The sequence below is a fragment of the Aliidiomarina celeris genome, from assembly GCF_003316875.1.
GTDB lineage: Bacteria > Pseudomonadota > Gammaproteobacteria > Enterobacterales > Alteromonadaceae > Aliidiomarina > Aliidiomarina celeris.
Genome location: NZ_QMIL01000002.1, coordinates 308,218 through 325,672, shown reverse-complemented (window position 1 = coordinate 325,672; position 17,455 = coordinate 308,218). Strand labels below are relative to the sequence as shown.

Genomic DNA, 17,455 nt, shown 5'->3' with positions numbered 1-17,455 from the left:
GTCTTTATGGTTATATTAGAAGTGAGCATTAGTTTGTTCTTAGTCATCGGTGCCTTAATTGCGCTGATCGGCACGATAGGTCTCGCTCGCCTACCGGACATTTACACCCGCTTACATGGCCCTGCGAAGGCGAGCACCTTAGGCGTTGGTGCCACGCTATTCGGCTCGTTTCTATACTTCACCTTCTTTACCGAGGGGGTAAGTATGCAAGAAGCGCTTATCACCGCATTTCTCTTTGTTACCGCGCCAGTGAGTGCCAACATGATCGCCAAAGCCGCCCTGCATCGCGGATTAAAGTGCGTCAGCAACACCAAAAACAAACCTTGGCAATAGGGATATACTGCCGAAACATCACGCCAGCTTAAAATGCTTTCCAGACCGCACGAAAAATAACAACAAAGAGATACCTCGATATATCACTATGCTTTTGCCACCACGCTCCTATCATGGGCTGATAGAAATTATGAAGGTCAAAAAGCATGCAGCTAGTCGAATGTTTCGTTCAGGAATGTGAGCAATTTGGGGTAACTGAGCTATTCGGAATCCCCGGTGATTTTGTCTTGCCATTTTTTCAAGCGTTAGAGCAGAACGGGAACCTGCCTCTGCATTACCTGAGCCATGAGCCTGCTGCGGTTTTTGCCGCAGACGGTGCGGCTCGTATTACTAATAAACCGAGTGTTGTTATTCTTACCTATGGTGCGGGTGCGCTCAACGCAGTGAATGCGGTTGCACAAGCCTATGTCGAGCATGTGCCCGTCGTGGTGGTTGCCGGTTACCCAAGCGCACAGGAGATAGAACGTGGTTTGCAAATTCATCACCAAGCCAAGCATGTGGATTCTCAACGCTCAATTTTCAAAGAAATTACCGCCACGCAAGTGCGTATTGATCAGCCTGAAACTGCTGCTGAGAAAATACGGGAAGCGTTTCAAACCGCGAAAGAAAGAAGTCGTCCTGTGCTGATTGAACTTCCGCGAAACGCCACAGAATTTCAAGTAAAAGCGGTCGAGAATTACCAACCTAACCCTCCCAATATGCAACATCTGGAGCACATCGTTGCCCCAGTGATCACCGCACTACAAAAGGCAAAGCGTCCGGTTATACTGGCGGGTGTCGACGTTCGTCGCTTTAATGCTACGGCTGAATTGGAACATCTTGCCACTCGGCTTAACATTCCGATGCTGAGCACCTTTATGGGGAGAGCCAGTATTAATCAGCACCACCCCATGTATTGTGGCATTTTCCTCGACAAATCCGATCAACACGCAACACAGTTGCTCTCGGAAGCCGATTGCATTTTACAAGTCGGAGTTATTCGAACCGACAGTAATTTTGCCGCCAATATGGCTCTTTTTCCTGATAATAAGGTTTTCGACCTACAACAACATGGTCCTGAGCTTTCTCTTCGCACTCAACTTCGCGAGCTGGGCGAAGCGCTGCCTTCAGCTTTTACAGCGGAAAACATGAGCATATGCCGTAGTCGGAATAGTGTTGAGACCGAGGTTTTTTGCGCATCTCGAGTCGCACAGGTGGTTGAGCAGATTATGAGTAAAAGAGACCACACTTTCCCCGTTGTGAGCGACGTGGGTGATTGCTTGTTTGCCTCACTTAATGCGTACCCGACTTTGCTCCTCGCCCCAGCATTTTACGCATCTATGGGTTATGCAATTCCTGCTGCTTATGGCGTTATGGCCGCCACGGGTATGCGCCCACTGATATTCGTGGGTGACGGTGCATTTCTCATGACAGGGCTCGAACTTGGGCACTTTACCAGAGCAGGCTACGCGCCCATTATTGTGCTCTTTAATAATAAAAAGTGGGACATGATCGAAGCTTTTTCACCCGGCTTAGGTTGCACCAAGCTCGAACACTGGAACTACGTTCAACTTGCCGAAGCCATGGGCGGCAAAGGCGTTTCGGTTTCGAATGAAGATGAATTGGCACAAGCATTCGATAACGCTTTAATGGATACGACTCGCTTCACACTGATTGAAGCTCAGTTAGCTCCCAATAGCAGAACGGCAAAGTTACAAGGTTTTGCTGACGGGTTTCTTGCTGCGGGACGATGTTAAACATATTTGACAAACGAGTATTTCCACATCATGCTATTTATATCATGTATTGATATAAAGGCGATTTATGATTCGGTTACGAGAAGTTCTAAGTTTACCTTTCAGTGCAAAGGCCGGTTGGCCAACACTGATTCAAGTAAGTCCGTCCATTCCTACCTTGGCTTGGTTACTTGTGCTACCGATGGCGTTACTTCCTCCGGTGCTGCTTTACTATGCAGGTACCCATTACGGCGACGAGTTTATTCAAGGTTTTCACGACAGAAATTGGCGGTTCTTTACCACCACGCTGTTTATGGCGCAGCTGCTTACCTTCTTCGTTATGGGCTGGCTCATTCAGGCTGTAAGCGAATCTCATAAGCTTGGCTTCCAATACGCGCAAAGCTACCTTATTGCCGCCCTCGCGCCATTACCTCTATGGTTGTCTTCCCTTGTACTTTTGATTCCGATTATTTGGGTGAATGCTTTTGTCGGCTTGGCAGGTTTCTTACTTTCATCAGGCATGGTTTTCAATGGTATTCGTGCTATGACGCATGAGAAAGGCAAAGACACAGAGGCCATGTCAACGGCTATCATTGTGATCAGCGCCTCCCTCATCGCGTGGATACTCTTGCTGGTATTGATATGGGCCTTCTAGCTAGTTTTGAGGTTGTTGAAAGAGTACATAATTCTCGAGGTGAATATGGTCCATGATGTCGCGCTTGAACTCACGTAAGCCCACGTAGAGTGCGGTCCATGTATTGCAAGCTCCGATAGGGAGCTCAATACCATTAGTCAGACGATCAATTTCATCCAAGGCTTCACCATGATGCACATGCTCTTCTTCCATCACCATGATAGGTCCCGAAGGGTAAGCGCCTTGAGCAATCATGGGGAAGAGAATTTGTTCTTCTTTCGCCATATGGCTTTCAAGTTCATGAAATACGTCTTCTAAATGATCAGCTAAACCGACTGGACAAGCTTCACGATCGCCATGTACCAGCTCAACTCGGCGCGCTAAACGAATCAGCTCGGTTAGCTGTTCACGGTGACGCTCGTGGTAGCGCACGAGAATATGGTCAATTAGCGCTTTTGGCTCCGCGTCTCGCCACTTTTGTGCATTCGACTGCTGAGCGGTGTTTTGTACTAATGCAGTTAACTTTTCAACCACCGGGCTGCCATCAATCGACTTCCGTGCCAGCGCATCCGCCAGTGAGCGCTGGCCGTTGCAGCAAAAATCGAGTCCATAGCGATGGAAAACTTCCGTAGCCCCTGGAATTTCTGTAGCAAGCTCACCCAACGATTGCTCTAAATAATTCATAACCGACTCCTAAAATTATTCTTGATAAGATAGTGTTTTCACATGCTTTCCTTAGCTTAACTATCAAGAATCGCGCCATGAGTACCTCCTTTGATTTCTATAGGTTTTCTGTGTGCTATGGTATTTTTTACCTTTGATTAGACGGGTTATTTCTACCCTAAAAGGTAAAACCACCATGCTCTGGGCTTCACTGATTACCGACCTGACCACATCCGTGAACGCGGAAACACGACTGCAACGGGCGATCAACGCATTACAAACCGAATTTAATTGCGACGCGGTGGTACTGTTGCAGCAAAAAAATGAAGGGCTTTATGTACGCGCTAGTGTGGGATTGGTTGCCGACGCAAATGGCCGCTGTTTTGAGCCAGAACGGCACCCTCGGTTAGCCGCTATACTAGCAGAACGAGAGCCGGTTCATTTTGCCCCCGGAAACGCACTTCCCGATCCGTACGATGGGTTACTCAGCACCATGAGCACCGAAGACTTAGAGGTGCACGATTGTTTAGGTATCAGCCTTTATATTGACGGCAACCTTTGGGGAGCCCTGACACTTGACGCCCGCGAAGCGGGTAGTTTTTCGACCCACACTATTCAACAACTGCGCATGATGGCGCTAGCACTCGAAGCGTTGCTGCGGGTTAATCAATTGGAGTATGACTATTACCGACTCAGGGTGGCGCCAACACGCACACCACGAAGTTTTCAAGGTGAAACCACGCTGATTGGCAGCGCCGCTAATTTCAAAGCGACCTTAGCCGAAGCCGAGCTCGTGGCCAGTTCCGATTTAACCGTACTTATTCAAGGCGAAACAGGAACCGGGAAAGAGCTCATTGCTCAGTATATTCATGAACACTCAAACCGCCATCATCTGGACATGGTATACGTGAACTGTGCAGCCCTTCCCGACTCACTTGCAGAAAGTGAATTGTTTGGACACATGAAAGGTGCCTTTTCGGGGGCGATTAAGCAAAGACCCGGACGATTTGAGCAAGCGAATGGCAGTACGCTATTTTTAGACGAGGTAGGCGAGCTTAGCCTGACCGTGCAGGCGAAGTTGCTTCGCGTTTTACAAAGCGGTGAATTACAGCGGCTAGGTAGTGATCAAGCCCATAAAGTCGATGTACGTATTGTCGCGGCTACAAATCGTAACCTGTCAGAGCAAGTGAAATTAAGTGAGTTTCGTGCTGATTTGTATCACCGTCTTTCGGTTTACCCTATTCTACTGAGCCCTCTTCGCGAGCGTGGACTCGACATTCTCGAATTAGCCGGGCACTTCCTCGAACAAAATAGAGTACGCATTGGTTTACGTGCGATTCGTCTGGCTCCAGATGCTGAGCAAGCACTGCTGCACTATCACTGGCCGGGCAATGTACGCGAATTAGAGCATGTTATCTCTCGAGCATGCATCCGCTTATTAGCGATAGCCAACAAAGGCAAGACCATAGCCACCATTGACAAGGACATGCTGGGTGATTTAATACTGAGTCAAACCGATGAGTTAGACCCAATCAAGAATACGACCAATGAGCCTCCGTCTCACTTCACCTTACCATTAAAAGCGCAATTGGCTTTGGCCCAGCGAGCAGCGATTAAGCATGCGTTAGACGCTCACAATGGCGTTTGGGCTGCAGCGGCAAAAGCGCTCGATATCGACCCTAGCAACTTGCATAAACTCGCTAAAAAGTCAGGTTTAAAACATTAGGAAATACACCATGCGCGATATTACAGAGCTGACTCACTCCCAATCCATGCGTTACAGCCGCCATGTAATGCTGCCGCAGCTGAGTTTTGAGGGGCAGGAACGTATTCTAGCGAGCAAGGTTGTAGTGATTGGTGCTGGGGGCTTAGGCTGTGCAGCCCTGCCGTATTTGGCGAGTAGCGGCGTTGGGCATCTTGTCGTTGCGGATCACGACCATATTGAGACCCATAATTTGCAACGCCAAACCTTATTTACCGAAGCCGATGTAGGTCGTTTCAAAGCAGTAGCCGCACAAGAGCGACTACAAGCACTCAACCCTGAACCCCACATTGACGCTTTTACCTGTAAAGTCGACCCGCTATGGCTTGAGCAGCATTTACAAGACGCAGATGCGGTGCTTGACTGCACCGACAACTTAGCAACTCGCTTGCTGATCAATAGCGCGTGCGTGCGTCACCGCGTGCCGCTGATTTCGGGTGCTGCCATTCGTTTTGAAGGACAAGTGATAAGCTTTTTGAACACCGCAGAAAGCCCATGTTATGGCTGTATGAGTCGCTATTTCGGGGAGCAAGAACTAAGTTGCATGGAAGCCGGAATATTTGCTCCGCTGGTGGCTATTATTGGTAATTTGCAAGCACTCGACGCCCTAAAGCTCATTGCAGGACTCCCTGTAGAATCAGGACAACTCACTCTTTTTGACGGTTTGAGTTCTGAATGGCAACAGTTAAAGGTTCCGAAGCACCCCGCTTGTGACATTTGCCGCGCCTGAACTACCCCGTAGAGTTGAGCATGGGGGAGAAATCAATTTCCTCTCCGACAATACGCTGTATATGTTTAATCGCTTGATAGCTATCGGCTAAGGTGCATGCTTCTTCATCACGTTTTTTCAAGCCACAATCGGTCAATTGAATGTGCCAAGTCGGCTCCACATTGTGCTGAGCAAGGGACTGGCGTACGCAATTGAGCGGGCAACCGTCAATGGCAATGATTTTACGGCCGGATGTCGCCACCCGGACTAACTGTTTTACATTTCCACCCACACCGGCAATACAGGACATTTCGGCTTTCTGTTCGTTGCGCATCCAAACGGCCAAATCATTAGCCAACTGCGCGACATTTGAGCACCCTGAACAAGAATAAACCAGTGGCTTTTCGGTAACTTGATGAGTCATTTCCCCACCTCCATTGCTGCTATGGCTAGATGTTTACATTAACAGCCTGGTTGAAAAGCCACCTTGACTTATATCAACTTTTGATACAAAAATTGGTTTTATCCGGGTCGCCCGTCAGCCCGAGGTGTTGTTAAAACTCGCCAATACAAGGCGACAAAAAGTAAAAAGCCGAAGAACCAACTTACAACTCCAATATTAAGCCAAAGCATTGCCCCACTCGGTAATAACCATCCGGTGGTAAGCCTTATCACCCCAGCAACCCAAACAAGCAGGAAGCCGACACTAATAAGCCGATGCGGTATCAAAGGGCGCCCACTGTGCCCTAGAGCCACTCGTGCCATCATAGCAATGATCATCATACCCATAGCACCCGCAGTAAGTGCGTGAATAGCCGCGGTTTGTGGAATTTGGGAACCCCCGACAGAAATGCCTGCGTACCGTAGAGCGAAAAGCGCAAACCCAATTGGGATAAACAGAGCGGCTAAATGCAAAGACCAAAGCAAGGGCGTTTTTATAGTAATCCATATTTTGAGCCGAAGGATTCGCCAGCCGTTAGTCAGTGCGGCTAATGCGAACAACAAGGCAAGTAGCCTATGGTCTATAGCAAGGTTAAAAAGTGTAACCACAGCAATTAACCAGACACTACCCATTGCAACCCAGTCGAGCCCTATTATTGGCGATACGCGTGGGGTTTTCGTGCCGTTCGCGGTAAACATGGGGAGCACACGGCCTGAAATTACGGTCATGATCAAAGTAATAACGAATACCGCCGAAATTGCACCTTGTTGTTGCCAAGTAAACTGTTGCAGCAAAACGCCGAGGTGCATGATCAGATTACACACCCAAAGCAACAGCAATACACCAATGAGAAACAGATTCCGTTTGTTGCCGGCACGAATAACCAACTGAGCAAAGAAAAGTGTAGCCAGTGGAATAAAAGCGAGGTCAATAACTGCAATGCTCCACAATGGTATGGCCTGCGGCAACAACATAGCAATCCGTCCAAGCACCCACACCAAGGTAAGCACGAACAACGACCGCCCATGTATTGCGCGTAAACCCGTCCAGTTCTGAACTGCGGTTAGCAAAAAGCCAACAATAATCGCAGCAACAAATCCAAATAGCATTTCATGCTGATGCCAGAATAATGCATGGCCATAAAACGACAGGCTCAACTGGCCATTCAGCGCCAGCCCCCACAATCCAATCGCCAAAGCCGCAAAGAATGCACCAAACAAGAAAAAAGGTCGAAAGGCTTGTCCCCAAATCGCGTTCATTGCTCGCTCCTATTTTGCTTTGGGCCGAAAGGCTTTGATGACAGCTTCGTTACACTCGAGGTACGGGCCGTCCATTAAATCTAAACAATAAGGAATGGCGGGAAACACCGCGTCTAAGCATTGTCGAATTGCTTTGGGTTTACCCGGTAGATTCACAATGAGCGCATTGCCACGTAAGCCCGCGGTTTGCCGTGACAAAATAGCTGTTGGAACATACTTCAACGATTCCATTCTCATCAACTCACCAAAGCCTGGCATCATTCGTTCGCAAACAGCTTCCGTAGCCTCTGGCGTTACGTCACGCTTGGCGGGACCCGTGCCACCCGTAGTCACCACCAATTGGCATCCGTCGTGGTCTACTAATTGTTTCAACGCCCCCTCGATCAGCTCTTGCTCGTCTTCCACAAGCCGATAAACAGGCTCCCACGACGAAGTTAAGTAATCATTTAAGGTACTCTCAATGGCCGGACCCGAAAGGTCTTCGTATTGGCCGCGGCTGGCGCGGTCGCTAACAGTGAGTATTCCTATCCGTGCGATCATAGTATCTCTCGATTGTTTTCAATATATGAGGCCGCGCGATGTTGCGGCAATGGCAAGAACGCGCAGTCTAATTAGGCGCTGCGTACCATGCCGGCTAAATTCAACCAGTAACCATTGCAATCACCATGCTCCAGCTTGAGCGGTGCAGCGCCCGCCTGGTTCGCAATAAACTTTTGGAGCCATTCAACAGTCCCCTCAGCTTGCGGGCTTAATCTTACAATATCAACCAGCTTGCTGATTTGTGGTAACTGGTTCACGAGGTTGTAACGTTCACCGGACTGCGTTTGAATACCATTCAATACAAACACTTCTTTTTGATCTTGGCTACGAACCACGCGGCCACTTGGGTACTTAATGCAGCATAGTTCACACTGATCCTTAGAGCGGTTTTCTGAGCGGGCAGTGAAGCAACGGGCTGACCACGCCAGAGGCATATGACCAAAAGCAAACAGCTCCACTTCAAAGCTGTCGCGAATATCTTCCACTACAGGCTGACTTAACAGCTCTCTGAGCCATTGTTCAGAAAGCTCTACAGGCGGCACCCACCGATTCATGCCCATTTGCACAAGACGTCGCAAGCTATGGTGGTTATATACACTCATGGCGGCACCCACTGTGAACGGCAAGCCCTGCTGCACAAGCATATTGATCGCTCCAGCGTCATTGGCTTCCACTTGAAACTCACCATTCTCGCAGTACTTACGCAATTCTCTCAGTTCCGACGGGGCTTCAAGTAAGGTCATGGTGGAAAGCGTGACTCGCTTACCCGCTTCACGCAACATGTGTGCAAGTGACATAAAATCTTGGAATTTTAACTCTCGCCGTTTTGAGCATACAGTTTCGCCGAGATACACCATATCCACTGGGGATTCTGCCACTTCCTCGTAAAAGGCGATCATTTTTTCTTTTGGCCAATAATACTGCACAGGCCCAAAGGAAAATTTCATTATTCTGCTCCTCTATTGAATCCGACGCCTGCTATTTCCAACTTCGGTGATATGCACCGAGTGTGGTCTGGCTGCCTTCTGAAAGCTGCGCCAAAGTATGTTGCCAATGGTGTGCAACCTGAAAATGCACAGGATCAGCAATGACACGATCAATCGCCTCCCTCCATACTTTAGTGATTTTGGCAACATAGGCGGGGCTCCGCTGCCGGCCTTCAATTTTAAGCGAGCGAATACCCTCGGCATGGAGCTGTGGTAAAAGATCTAGGGTGTTAAGACTCGTGGGCTCTTCTAATGGATGATAAAGCTGATTGTCGACCTCAAAACGCCCCTTACACAAAGTTGGGTACCCGGCAGTTTCGTGACCAGCAAAGCGGTCAATGACTACATCATTTAACCGAGATTCTAAAACTCCGTTTTTTTCCTCCCAGCGCACATAGGCTGGGGGCGAACAAGCGCCCGCTGTATTGGGCGATTCTCCGGTCATATAGGAGCTTAAATAGCAGCGTCCTTCAGCCATGATACACAGTGAACCGAATGCAAAGACCTCGAGGTCAATGTCGGTCGTGCGCGCAAGCGCCCGCACCTGCTGCATAGACAGTACCCGAGGCAATACGACGCGAGAAATCCCAAATTGCTGATAGAAATTAACCGCCGCGCTATTCGTTGCCGACGCTTGCACCGATAAGTGACGCTCAACTTGCGGATACTGTTCTGCCGCATAACCCAGCACCGCTATGTCGGCGGCGATGATTACGTCTGCTCCCGCCATCACTGCCGAGTCGACAGAGTTTTGCCAATAGTCCCAAGTATTCGGGTGAGCAAAGGTATTTATAGCTACATGAAGTTTGCGACCATGTTTATGTACATAGTCAGCGGCTTCTCTAAGTTTTTCGGGAGTGAAATTTAAGCCCGCGAAATGGCGTGCGTTGGTGCGATCTTTCAAACCGACATAAACAGCATCGGCACCATTCTCAATAGCTGCTTTTAGGGCCGGAGGACTACCCGCTGGGCATAAAAGTTCCATAACAAAACACTCTTGATTAAAAGCATTAAACTGCCTATAGTCTACTCCATCCTAAGCAACGGAAGTCATTGAATGATAAATAAAAATAGAGTTACTCACGAGTTGGTACAGGGCTTTCCAAAAGGGATAGGAGTGCTGTTAAAAATCACCCCACAATGGATTACATTTAACAGTATCGAGCGTGCCCTGAATCTATTTTTTAAACCTGAATGTACAGCCGGTGATCTCGACTTCATAACCAATCAAGCCGTACGTATCGAGGTCTCTGATCTCAACCTACAATTTGTTGTCGCCCTACAGGCGCAAAAACTAAAAGTACACTCGGCTCATTTTGCCCATGCAGCAACCTTTCGTGGAAATAGTCAGGATTTACTCTTACTCATGACCCAGCATGTCGACCCGGATACACTATTTTTTAGGCGTCGGCTCAGCATTCAAGGAGACACAGAGTTAGCCTTGGAGTTGAAAAATTTGCTCGACACCATTGAATTAGAGTCGCGTTTGCCAAAACGGCTTGTGCACATGACAAAAGTAATCGCTAATACCATTGAAACCCACACAAGCATGGCAAGCTGAGCCTACTCGCACAAACCGCCATCAATTAAGAGCTGCTTCTTAAGTTATGCAAGCTGAATCGCGTGGCCTTCGCGATCAAGAGTTACATAATTCGCTACTATGCCGGCCTTTATTTGCTCGACCATCATTTGTAGTGGTTGCTCGGCTTGCTCAGGCTGCGGCGCCTCACCTGCGTAACCCGACATGGCGGCAATGAATACAACGTCCCAGTCGACCCCAGTTTGCTCTGACTCTTTTACAAAGCTTTCGAAGCTTTCTACCTCGCTCGGCAGCTTGTCTACACACAAAACAGGTGCTAAGTAGCCACCTTCTTTATTGCGGAAACGCGCTTTTTGTTCGTCGGTAGCTTCTTCGGGGAGCTCCGCTTTCGCAAGAACAAACAGCAGGCGTTGCGGCTCTGGCTGCACTTTACTAATCGAGATTAAATCGGAATAGGTGTGTATATGCATAAGGCTTTGGTACTCAGTTAAAGATTACAAAGTTAAGTGTACCAAAGCCTTAAAGGTTTCTGACTACGCCTAAGGAGGAGAACCGCCTATTACCTTAGAGGTAGGCGACTTGTTAGGCCACTTCCTTCTTTTTTACGGGCTGTTGTTCTCTATGATAGTGACGCAGCGCATGCTCTTTACGCCGCCCAGCACTAAAGGCCGAGACACGTTTTAAGTAGCCGATAACCCGAGTACCGTAATCAATGTCCTCAGAGCCGCATGTTACGCAGGCATGTAAGGTTCGCTTATCAATGGCTTCACATTGGTTACAAATTGTAATTCGTACATTTACGCAAAAATAATTGCAACCTGTGGTTGCTGCCACATTCAGCAATTTAAAATAGCCGTCGCTGTCGAGCTTCTCGTCCAGATTTAAATGGAGCGCTGAGCCGCCATCGAGGTATTCAACCAACTCTTTGCCGTGCAGTACAAACTTATCCAGCGCATTGCAGCTGTCGTCTTCTACCACATAAAAATAGGAGTTATAGCAGTCACGATTCACCTTATAACCGTCTTTCCGATCCCAGCGTGCATTCTTAATACCGAGGTTTTCCGCCGGCACAAACTCAGTATTAAACATGTAGCCATAGGTTTGTTTAGCTACTTTATTGGCATCGTAAATGATCTTGAGATGACTTTTCACAAAGTTCTTATATGCCGCATTATTGCCGGCTGTAATACCTTGCGACTCTGCAGCCTCGACCATACCGTTAATACCAATCGTGAGAAATTGTTTGTCTAGCGAAATGAAACCGGCGTCGTAAACGGTCAATAAACCTGCAGCACGGTATTCTTCCATGAGTTTACGGTATGCCACTTGGTACTTATGAATCTTGTCGATTTCCGTTGCCAAGTCTCGGCCGTCTTGCACCAAGCGATTCATGTTCACCGTAATTACATTGATGGAGCCCGTTGCTACACCGCCAGCACCGAGGGTGTACGAGAAAGTGTTGTCGCTAATTTCGCTGCGCAAACGGCAACAAGAAGCCAGAGAGTCTGCGCTGTCGGATTGATAGACAAAGAACGAATTACCCTGTGCCAGTTCGCTCGCAATTTTGCGTGCAAACTCGCTGTCTTTGCATTGCCCTTCACCAGTAAGCATAGCAACTGTTACAACAGGGAAGGTCAAAACGGTCTTGTTTCGCTCGCCATTAAACCAAGTCAAAAAGAACTCTTGCAACGCAGAAACAGAATTCCAAACCGGCTTACTCATGTCTGGAAATACAAATTCACCAAACATACTGTCGAAATAAAATTTGTCATATATCGAAATATTCCAAAAAACACTTTGATAGCCACGCGCGGCTGCCGGTTGATTCAGCGCATACACCACATGCTGCAAATGGTTTTCGATTGCATGGCGATGTGTCGTTAGGTAATCGTCACCGTAGTCTTTACGAGCGAAATAGTCGAAGTAGGTCAGAAACTCGACCGTGGCAACGGCCCCGGCGAACTGCGAGCTTACCGCAAAAACGAAATTCACAAAGGTACCGCAGAACGACTCTAGGTGCTTGGGTGCTTGCGACTCGCCGCCCAGCTTAGTTAAGCCATCTAACAGAAACGGATACATGGTAACGGACACGCAGTACGGCTTGAGGCTGGTTTCGTCGTGTACGTATATTTCGTGATCTTCAATCTGGCGAACGTACTCCTTTGCCAAGTCTTCACTAAAGATCTCGCGAATTTTGTCGCTAACTTGAGCACGGTTCACCTGAATAAAGAAGTCCTTCATCAGCTCCGACTCTAGGGTAGCAATATTCTTATGCGTTACGTTCGCATTCGCGTCGAGCTTTGAGCCGTCCGCTGGGTTCTGTGCAGCGAGATAGTCGGCGATAAAATATTGTTTCTGTTTAACTTGATCAGCGCTCAGTTGTAGCATGAGAGTGCTCCTTTGTGGTTATAGTGGATTGCTGAAATTTATGGTTCAAACAGGCTCCTGTGCGGAGGTCGTAGAACCGTTGGTTGGTGGTTAGGCTATTTAAACCCCCAAGCTCGGGCCGCCATGGACCAAGCTTTAAATAAGTCAGCTGTGTTTTTATGCTCGGATGAATGTCGTGGTAACCACTGTACAAACACGTCGTTAAATGTCGCTGTCTGGCACGTTTAAGTAACTCAATTAACCGTTCTGGGTGCCATTCCCCGCCAAGAAACAACACACAGCTAATCAAGCCCTGATAGTCCGTTAAGCGCTGCTCGAAGTGAGACACAGTTAACGGCTGCCCTTTTTCCGCCGACCACGTGTCGGCACTATGGCAACCTTTGCAACCGACAGGGCAGCCTGTGATCACATAGCCCAGGGATATTTCACCTGGAACTTCCTGAAAACAAACCTGTTCAGAACTGAAACGCATAAAACACCATATATTGTGTTATCTAATTAAATTACCACTACATATTGTGCCTGCTTTCGATTTCTCACAAGTGCAAATATTGATCTAGATCAAAGAATTCAGAGGGGGGATGAAGCGAGTCGTCTGTAAGGTGCAGTCGTTAAGGATGTGTTACCCCGTCAGGAGTAGGGTGAAAAATCCTAAAAAAAAAGAGCCGAAGCTCCTTTTTCAACTCCTACAACCTTTAGGAAGTTTTGAACTCCATGGCTAAGTCTTGAAGTAAACGCGCTAACTTAGCTTGCTCGTCCGTCACGGCGGTAATTTCTTGTGAGCCAGTGAGGGTCAACAACGCCGCCTCGTTCACATGCTCCATGTTTTTTGCGATGTCGCGTGTCACCGCCACTTGCTCCTCAGAAGCTGTCGCAATTTGGGTAGCCATCCCAGCAATGTTTGACACATCGCGGTCAATCGAGTCGAATGCGCCTTTAAGTTCATCCATATGTTCTTGAGTTGCTTCCGCCACTGCTTGGCTCTCTTTAATTGACTTAAAGGCATTCGCAGCAAGCCCTTGAAAAGCGGACAGCATTTCTTCAATTTCGTTCGTTGAATTGTGGGTCTGCGACGCAAGTTTTCTTACTTCGTCGGCAACCACCGCGAAGCCGCGGCCATGCTCACCCGCTCTCGCCGCTTCAATCGCAGCATTCAAGGCAAGCAAGTTGGTTTGTTCCGCTACATTTTTAATGACTTCAATTACGCTGGTAATCGAACCACTGCGCTCTTCCAATTGATTAATAACACTACCCACACGGGCCACAGAGCTCGATAATGCTTCGACACTCGTTGCACTCTCACGCACTGCGGCAAGGCCCTTGTCTTTATTTCGAGTGGCATTGTCGGCTGCCTCTGCTACTTCTTGCGTATTGCGAGAAATATCTTCAGAGGTTGTGGTCATTTCTTCCGTCGCAGTCGCTACTTGCTCGACTTGCTTCTGTTGTCGTTCAGTTTGGCTTGCATTTTGTTTTGCTGTGGAGCTTGTTTCTTCCGTTGCAGAAGCCAACTGTACACTGGTTTGATCAATCTTTTTCAATGCCGTCGAGAACGACTTAAACAGCCGGTTCATAGCAAGCCCAATGCGTCCAATTTCATCCGTTGAGGTTACTGGCACTTCGCGACTTAAGTCCTTATTCGTCATGGCAAAATCGATCGTGCTCATTAAGTCACTGACTTGCTGGCTGATGACGCGGATAATAAACCACGTCGTGACCACAACAAAGCTGATAATCACGACAGAGATCAGTAACACAATCCACAAATCTCGACGCGCTTGACCCGCGATGCCTTGCGCTTCAGCACTCACCATAGCGACGATGGAATGATTCACCTCATTCATTACGGTAATACGCGCGGTGGTCTGTTGGAACCAGGAGGCACTCGCAATGGACGTCCCTTGCTGCCCTGCCTGGAGAATCTGACTGCGAGAATCTAACGCCGCGCGACTTTGTTCATGGCTGTCAATGCCCTGAATTGAGCGTGCAAGATCACCATCTACAAGGCTTAGGGCTTTAGCAAGAGAAGCTTCCTGGCTTCCCACCAGCGTCGCAAGCTGACGATAAAGGTCAAAGTCAAAGCTGTTCAGACCGAGCAACACCGCTCCAGTCGCCCGTTCTCTTCCGGCCATTTCCGCAGCGTCGGTAACAAGGTAAAACGCAGTTAAGTTATTGGCTAGGTTAGCATTTGTCGACTCGCGTATGACCAACGGCGTAAAACGAATGAGACTTGCGATAGTGTCCGTAAAAAACGTCAACATTTCCGCCCGCGCCAAACGCCCTTGATCAACCCGATTGCGGGCATCCGTCAGTTGCGTGGACAATGAACGATACTCTCGAAGTAAACGCTGCATATCGGTGGTTAACACATCCGTATCTAGGGTATTGATGTGTACCATGAGTTCGGAGATGACTCGGTCGGAGTCCCCGCGTTGACGCCGCAAGTTCTGCACCGCCTCACCGCTTAAATTGTTTGCAATGGCGACTGCGCTTAAACCTCGCTCGCGCTGCAGGTTTTCAATCGCTGGGTTTAGCTGTAAAGCGAAGTTAGCGAGGGAGTAGAGCTCATTTGCTGCTCTACTTTCCCGCACATTTTCGAGCACCGCGGTAACACTGAACCACAGCACCACAACAAGTGCCGGTACCACCAGCACCAACAGCTTATTGCGCATCGATAAATTTTGTAGCAGCTTCACAGGCTTCTCCCTTTAGCTATTCCTATATTTCAGCGTCTCACTCTACACAACAAGAATCTGCGCGCGGCCTCCTTGCTGCACGCAAACCCACGCCTGTAGCCTTCCACTATGGATTTTTCACATACGCATTTTTGCGTAGATAAAACCACCAATTAATCACTAAGCAAATGGCATAAAAAACTGCAAACCCGTACATCGCATTTTCTGGTGTTCCCGCACTAATTTGTTCCCCCATAACGCGGGGAGCAATAAAGGCGCCATACGCAGCTACCGCTGAAGTCCAGCCTAATACAGGGCCTTTTTGCTGACGATCAAAGATTACACCGATACTACGGAAAGTAGAGCCATTCCCAATACCGCTTGCTGCAAAAAGGACCACAAATAGAATAATAAACATCGCAAAATAGGCGTTTGGATCGGCTGAATTATAGGCCTGCATCATCACATACCCAACAGCTACCGACGCGAAGACCATCACAACTGAAATTACTTGGGTAACCACCGAGCCGCCGAATTTATCTGAAATCCACCCACCTACTGGGCGAATTAGCGCTCCCACGAAAGGCCCAATCCATGCCCATGTTAATGCACTCGGTGCCTCGGGGTTTGCAACTCGAGTGATAGTTCCGTCGGCAGCCACTTCCGTAAGCGACCCAAAAATGACAGTGATCGACAATGGTAAAGCTGCCGAGAAACCAATAAAGGAGCCAAAGGTAAGAATATAAAGAATCGTCATTGACCAAGTATGACGATTCGAGAAAATTGCATATTGCTTTTTAATACTCGAACCGATGCCGCCGGGAAGAATCATCATAAGCCCAACGGTTAAAAGAATAACCAGTGGAAGCGCAACCCACATACTGAGTAAACCAATGCCTAAGGGCGCTGGCATAAACAAGTACAAACCGATAGCAGCGGCTACAAAGCCAATTCCATATAAGCCGAGTAACTTACCAAACGCACTGAAAGGATGACCCGGTTCTGGGGTAATGCTACGAATATTGTTCATCCCAAACCACCCCATGAAGGCCAGAGGAATGAGGAAAACCAACCAAATAAAACCAGCATTCTGAATCCAAGTGTCGGTACCCGCTTCAATCCGGCCTATCAAGGTTCCGCTGGCTTGAGTAAGCTGCATCGGGTCGCCAGCAAGCACACCAAAAACACCCACGGTCATCACCAATGGAATGAGAATTTGCATGCTAGTAACACCGAAATTACCAAGGCCAGCGTTCATGCCTAAGGCATAGCCTTGTTTTTCCTTCGGATAGAAAGAGGAAATGTTACTCATCGAGCACGCGAAGTTACCGCCACCAATGCCCGACAAGAACGCCATTAATTGGAAGAACCAGAGCGGTGTGTCTTGGCTCATCAACGCATAGCCAGTTCCGGCCGCTGGAATGATAAGTAATGCGGTAGTGAAAAAAATGGTATTTCGACCACCTGCGATTCTAATCATGAATGAGGCTGGAATACGCAATGTCGCCCCCGTTAAACCAGCTATTGCGGTTAACGAGAACAGCTCCGCTTGGCTAAATGGAAAACCGAGGTTAAGCATTTGTACCGTGATCATGCCCCACATCAGCCAAATGGCAAACCCCATCAACAGGCTTGGGATTGAAATCCACAAGTTTCTACTTGCAATGGCTTGCCCTGTGGTTTGCCAAAATGTTTTATCTTCTACGTTCCACTCATGAAGGTCTTGATTTCTCTTTCCCATGGTTTCCTCATTAACTTCCAGCGAAGTGTTGGGCCAAAATCTAGCGTTAAAATACGTCTTCCATGGCAAAA

At 48.2% G+C, this 17,455-nt stretch carries 17 protein-coding genes; 6 read left to right on the top strand and 11 right to left on the bottom strand.

Annotated features, from left to right (window positions below; genetic code table 11):
- The first annotated feature begins 6 nt into the window (after positions 1-6).
- The 3 genes from DQW12_RS05730 (at position 7) to DQW12_RS05720 (ending at position 2,703) form a co-directional block, all read left to right on the top strand.
- Positions 7-333, top strand: coding sequence for a Na+/H+ antiporter subunit G (locus DQW12_RS05730; RefSeq protein ID WP_113906889.1), 327 nt, complete (start codon positions 7-9; stop codon positions 331-333).
- A gap of 146 nt (positions 334-479) precedes the next feature.
- Positions 480-2,069 carry a thiamine pyrophosphate-binding protein gene (locus tag DQW12_RS05725; protein ID WP_113906888.1) on the top strand — a complete coding sequence of 530 codons (1,590 nt, stop codon included), beginning with the start codon at positions 480-482 and terminating at the stop codon, positions 2,067-2,069.
- A 67-nt stretch (positions 2,070-2,136) separates the two neighbouring features.
- Positions 2,137-2,703 carry a YIP1 family protein gene (locus tag DQW12_RS05720; RefSeq protein WP_113906887.1) on the top strand — a complete coding sequence of 189 codons (567 nt, stop codon included), beginning with the start codon at positions 2,137-2,139 and terminating at the stop codon, positions 2,701-2,703.
- Here the strand turns inward: DQW12_RS05720 and ytfE are convergent, their stop codons facing one another.
- Entirely contained in the window at positions 2,704-3,366 is a 663-nt protein-coding gene (ytfE, locus tag DQW12_RS05715; RefSeq protein ID WP_113906886.1) for an iron-sulfur cluster repair protein YtfE, read from the bottom strand.
- A gap of 175 nt (positions 3,367-3,541) precedes the next feature.
- Between ytfE and norR the strand changes: the two genes are divergently transcribed.
- Both norR and DQW12_RS05705 read left to right on the top strand, forming a co-directional pair.
- The gene (gene norR / locus DQW12_RS05710; RefSeq protein WP_113906885.1) at positions 3,542-5,071 is read left to right on the top strand and encodes a nitric oxide reductase transcriptional regulator NorR; all 1,530 of its coding nucleotides are present in this window, start codon (positions 3,542-3,544) and stop codon (positions 5,069-5,071) included.
- Between the two features lie 10 nt (positions 5,072-5,081).
- Positions 5,082-5,837 carry a HesA/MoeB/ThiF family protein gene (locus tag DQW12_RS05705; RefSeq protein ID WP_113906884.1) on the top strand — a complete coding sequence of 252 codons (756 nt, stop codon included), beginning with the start codon at positions 5,082-5,084 and terminating at the stop codon, positions 5,835-5,837.
- 1 nt (position 5,838) lies between these two features.
- On the opposite strand, the gene DQW12_RS05700 is transcribed toward DQW12_RS05705, so the two are convergent.
- The 5 genes from DQW12_RS05700 to ubiU form a co-directional block, all read right to left on the bottom strand.
- A complete protein-coding gene (locus tag DQW12_RS05700; protein ID WP_113906883.1) occupies positions 5,839-6,240 on the bottom strand; it encodes a putative zinc-binding protein in 402 nt (133 codons plus the stop codon).
- A 98-nt stretch (positions 6,241-6,338) separates the two neighbouring features.
- On the bottom strand, positions 6,339-7,517 hold the full coding sequence (locus DQW12_RS05695; RefSeq protein WP_113906882.1) for an NnrS family protein: 1,179 nt from the start codon (positions 7,515-7,517) through the stop codon (positions 6,339-6,341).
- 9 nt (positions 7,518-7,526) lie between these two features.
- On the bottom strand, positions 7,527-8,057 hold the full coding sequence (gene mog / locus DQW12_RS05690; RefSeq protein WP_113906881.1) for a molybdopterin adenylyltransferase: 531 nt from the start codon (positions 8,055-8,057) through the stop codon (positions 7,527-7,529).
- Between the two features lie 71 nt (positions 8,058-8,128).
- Positions 8,129-9,004: a U32 family peptidase gene (locus DQW12_RS05685; RefSeq protein WP_113906880.1), complete on the bottom strand. Its 876-nt coding sequence runs from the start codon at positions 9,002-9,004 to the stop codon at positions 8,129-8,131.
- Positions 9,005-9,035: 31 nt separating this feature from the next.
- Positions 9,036-10,028 carry a ubiquinone anaerobic biosynthesis protein UbiU gene (gene ubiU, locus DQW12_RS05680; RefSeq protein ID WP_113906879.1) on the bottom strand — a complete coding sequence of 331 codons (993 nt, stop codon included), beginning with the start codon at positions 10,026-10,028 and terminating at the stop codon, positions 9,036-9,038.
- A 72-nt stretch (positions 10,029-10,100) separates the two neighbouring features.
- On the opposite strand from ubiU, the gene ubiT reads away from it, so the two are divergent.
- Positions 10,101-10,604, top strand: a complete 504-nt coding sequence (gene ubiT, locus DQW12_RS05675) for a ubiquinone anaerobic biosynthesis accessory factor UbiT (protein WP_113906878.1) — start codon at positions 10,101-10,103, stop codon at positions 10,602-10,604.
- A gap of 44 nt (positions 10,605-10,648) precedes the next feature.
- Here ubiT and DQW12_RS05670 read toward each other — a convergent pair whose 3' ends face one another.
- The 5 genes from DQW12_RS05670 to DQW12_RS05650 all read right to left on the bottom strand — a co-directional run bounded on the left by DQW12_RS05670 (position 10,649) and on the right by DQW12_RS05650 (position 17,384).
- Entirely contained in the window at positions 10,649-11,053 is a 405-nt protein-coding gene (locus DQW12_RS05670) for a ribonucleotide reductase subunit alpha (RefSeq protein ID WP_113906877.1), read from the bottom strand.
- Between the two features lie 112 nt (positions 11,054-11,165).
- Complete coding sequence (gene nrdD, locus DQW12_RS05665; protein ID WP_113906876.1) at positions 11,166-12,971, bottom strand: anaerobic ribonucleoside-triphosphate reductase; 1,806 nt, start codon at positions 12,969-12,971, stop codon at positions 11,166-11,168.
- Positions 12,952-13,443 carry an anaerobic ribonucleoside-triphosphate reductase activating protein gene (gene nrdG, locus DQW12_RS05660; RefSeq protein WP_113906875.1) on the bottom strand — a complete coding sequence of 164 codons (492 nt, stop codon included), beginning with the start codon at positions 13,441-13,443 and terminating at the stop codon, positions 12,952-12,954. The genes nrdD and nrdG overlap by 20 nt, the downstream gene beginning before the upstream one ends.
- Before the next feature lie 223 nt (positions 13,444-13,666).
- On the bottom strand, positions 13,667-15,664 hold the full coding sequence (locus DQW12_RS05655; RefSeq protein ID WP_113906874.1) for a methyl-accepting chemotaxis protein: 1,998 nt from the start codon (positions 15,662-15,664) through the stop codon (positions 13,667-13,669).
- Between the two features lie 106 nt (positions 15,665-15,770).
- Positions 15,771-17,384, bottom strand: a complete 1,614-nt coding sequence (locus tag DQW12_RS05650) for an MFS transporter (RefSeq protein ID WP_113906873.1) — start codon at positions 17,382-17,384, stop codon at positions 15,771-15,773.
- Between the last annotated feature and the right edge of the window lie 71 nt (positions 17,385-17,455).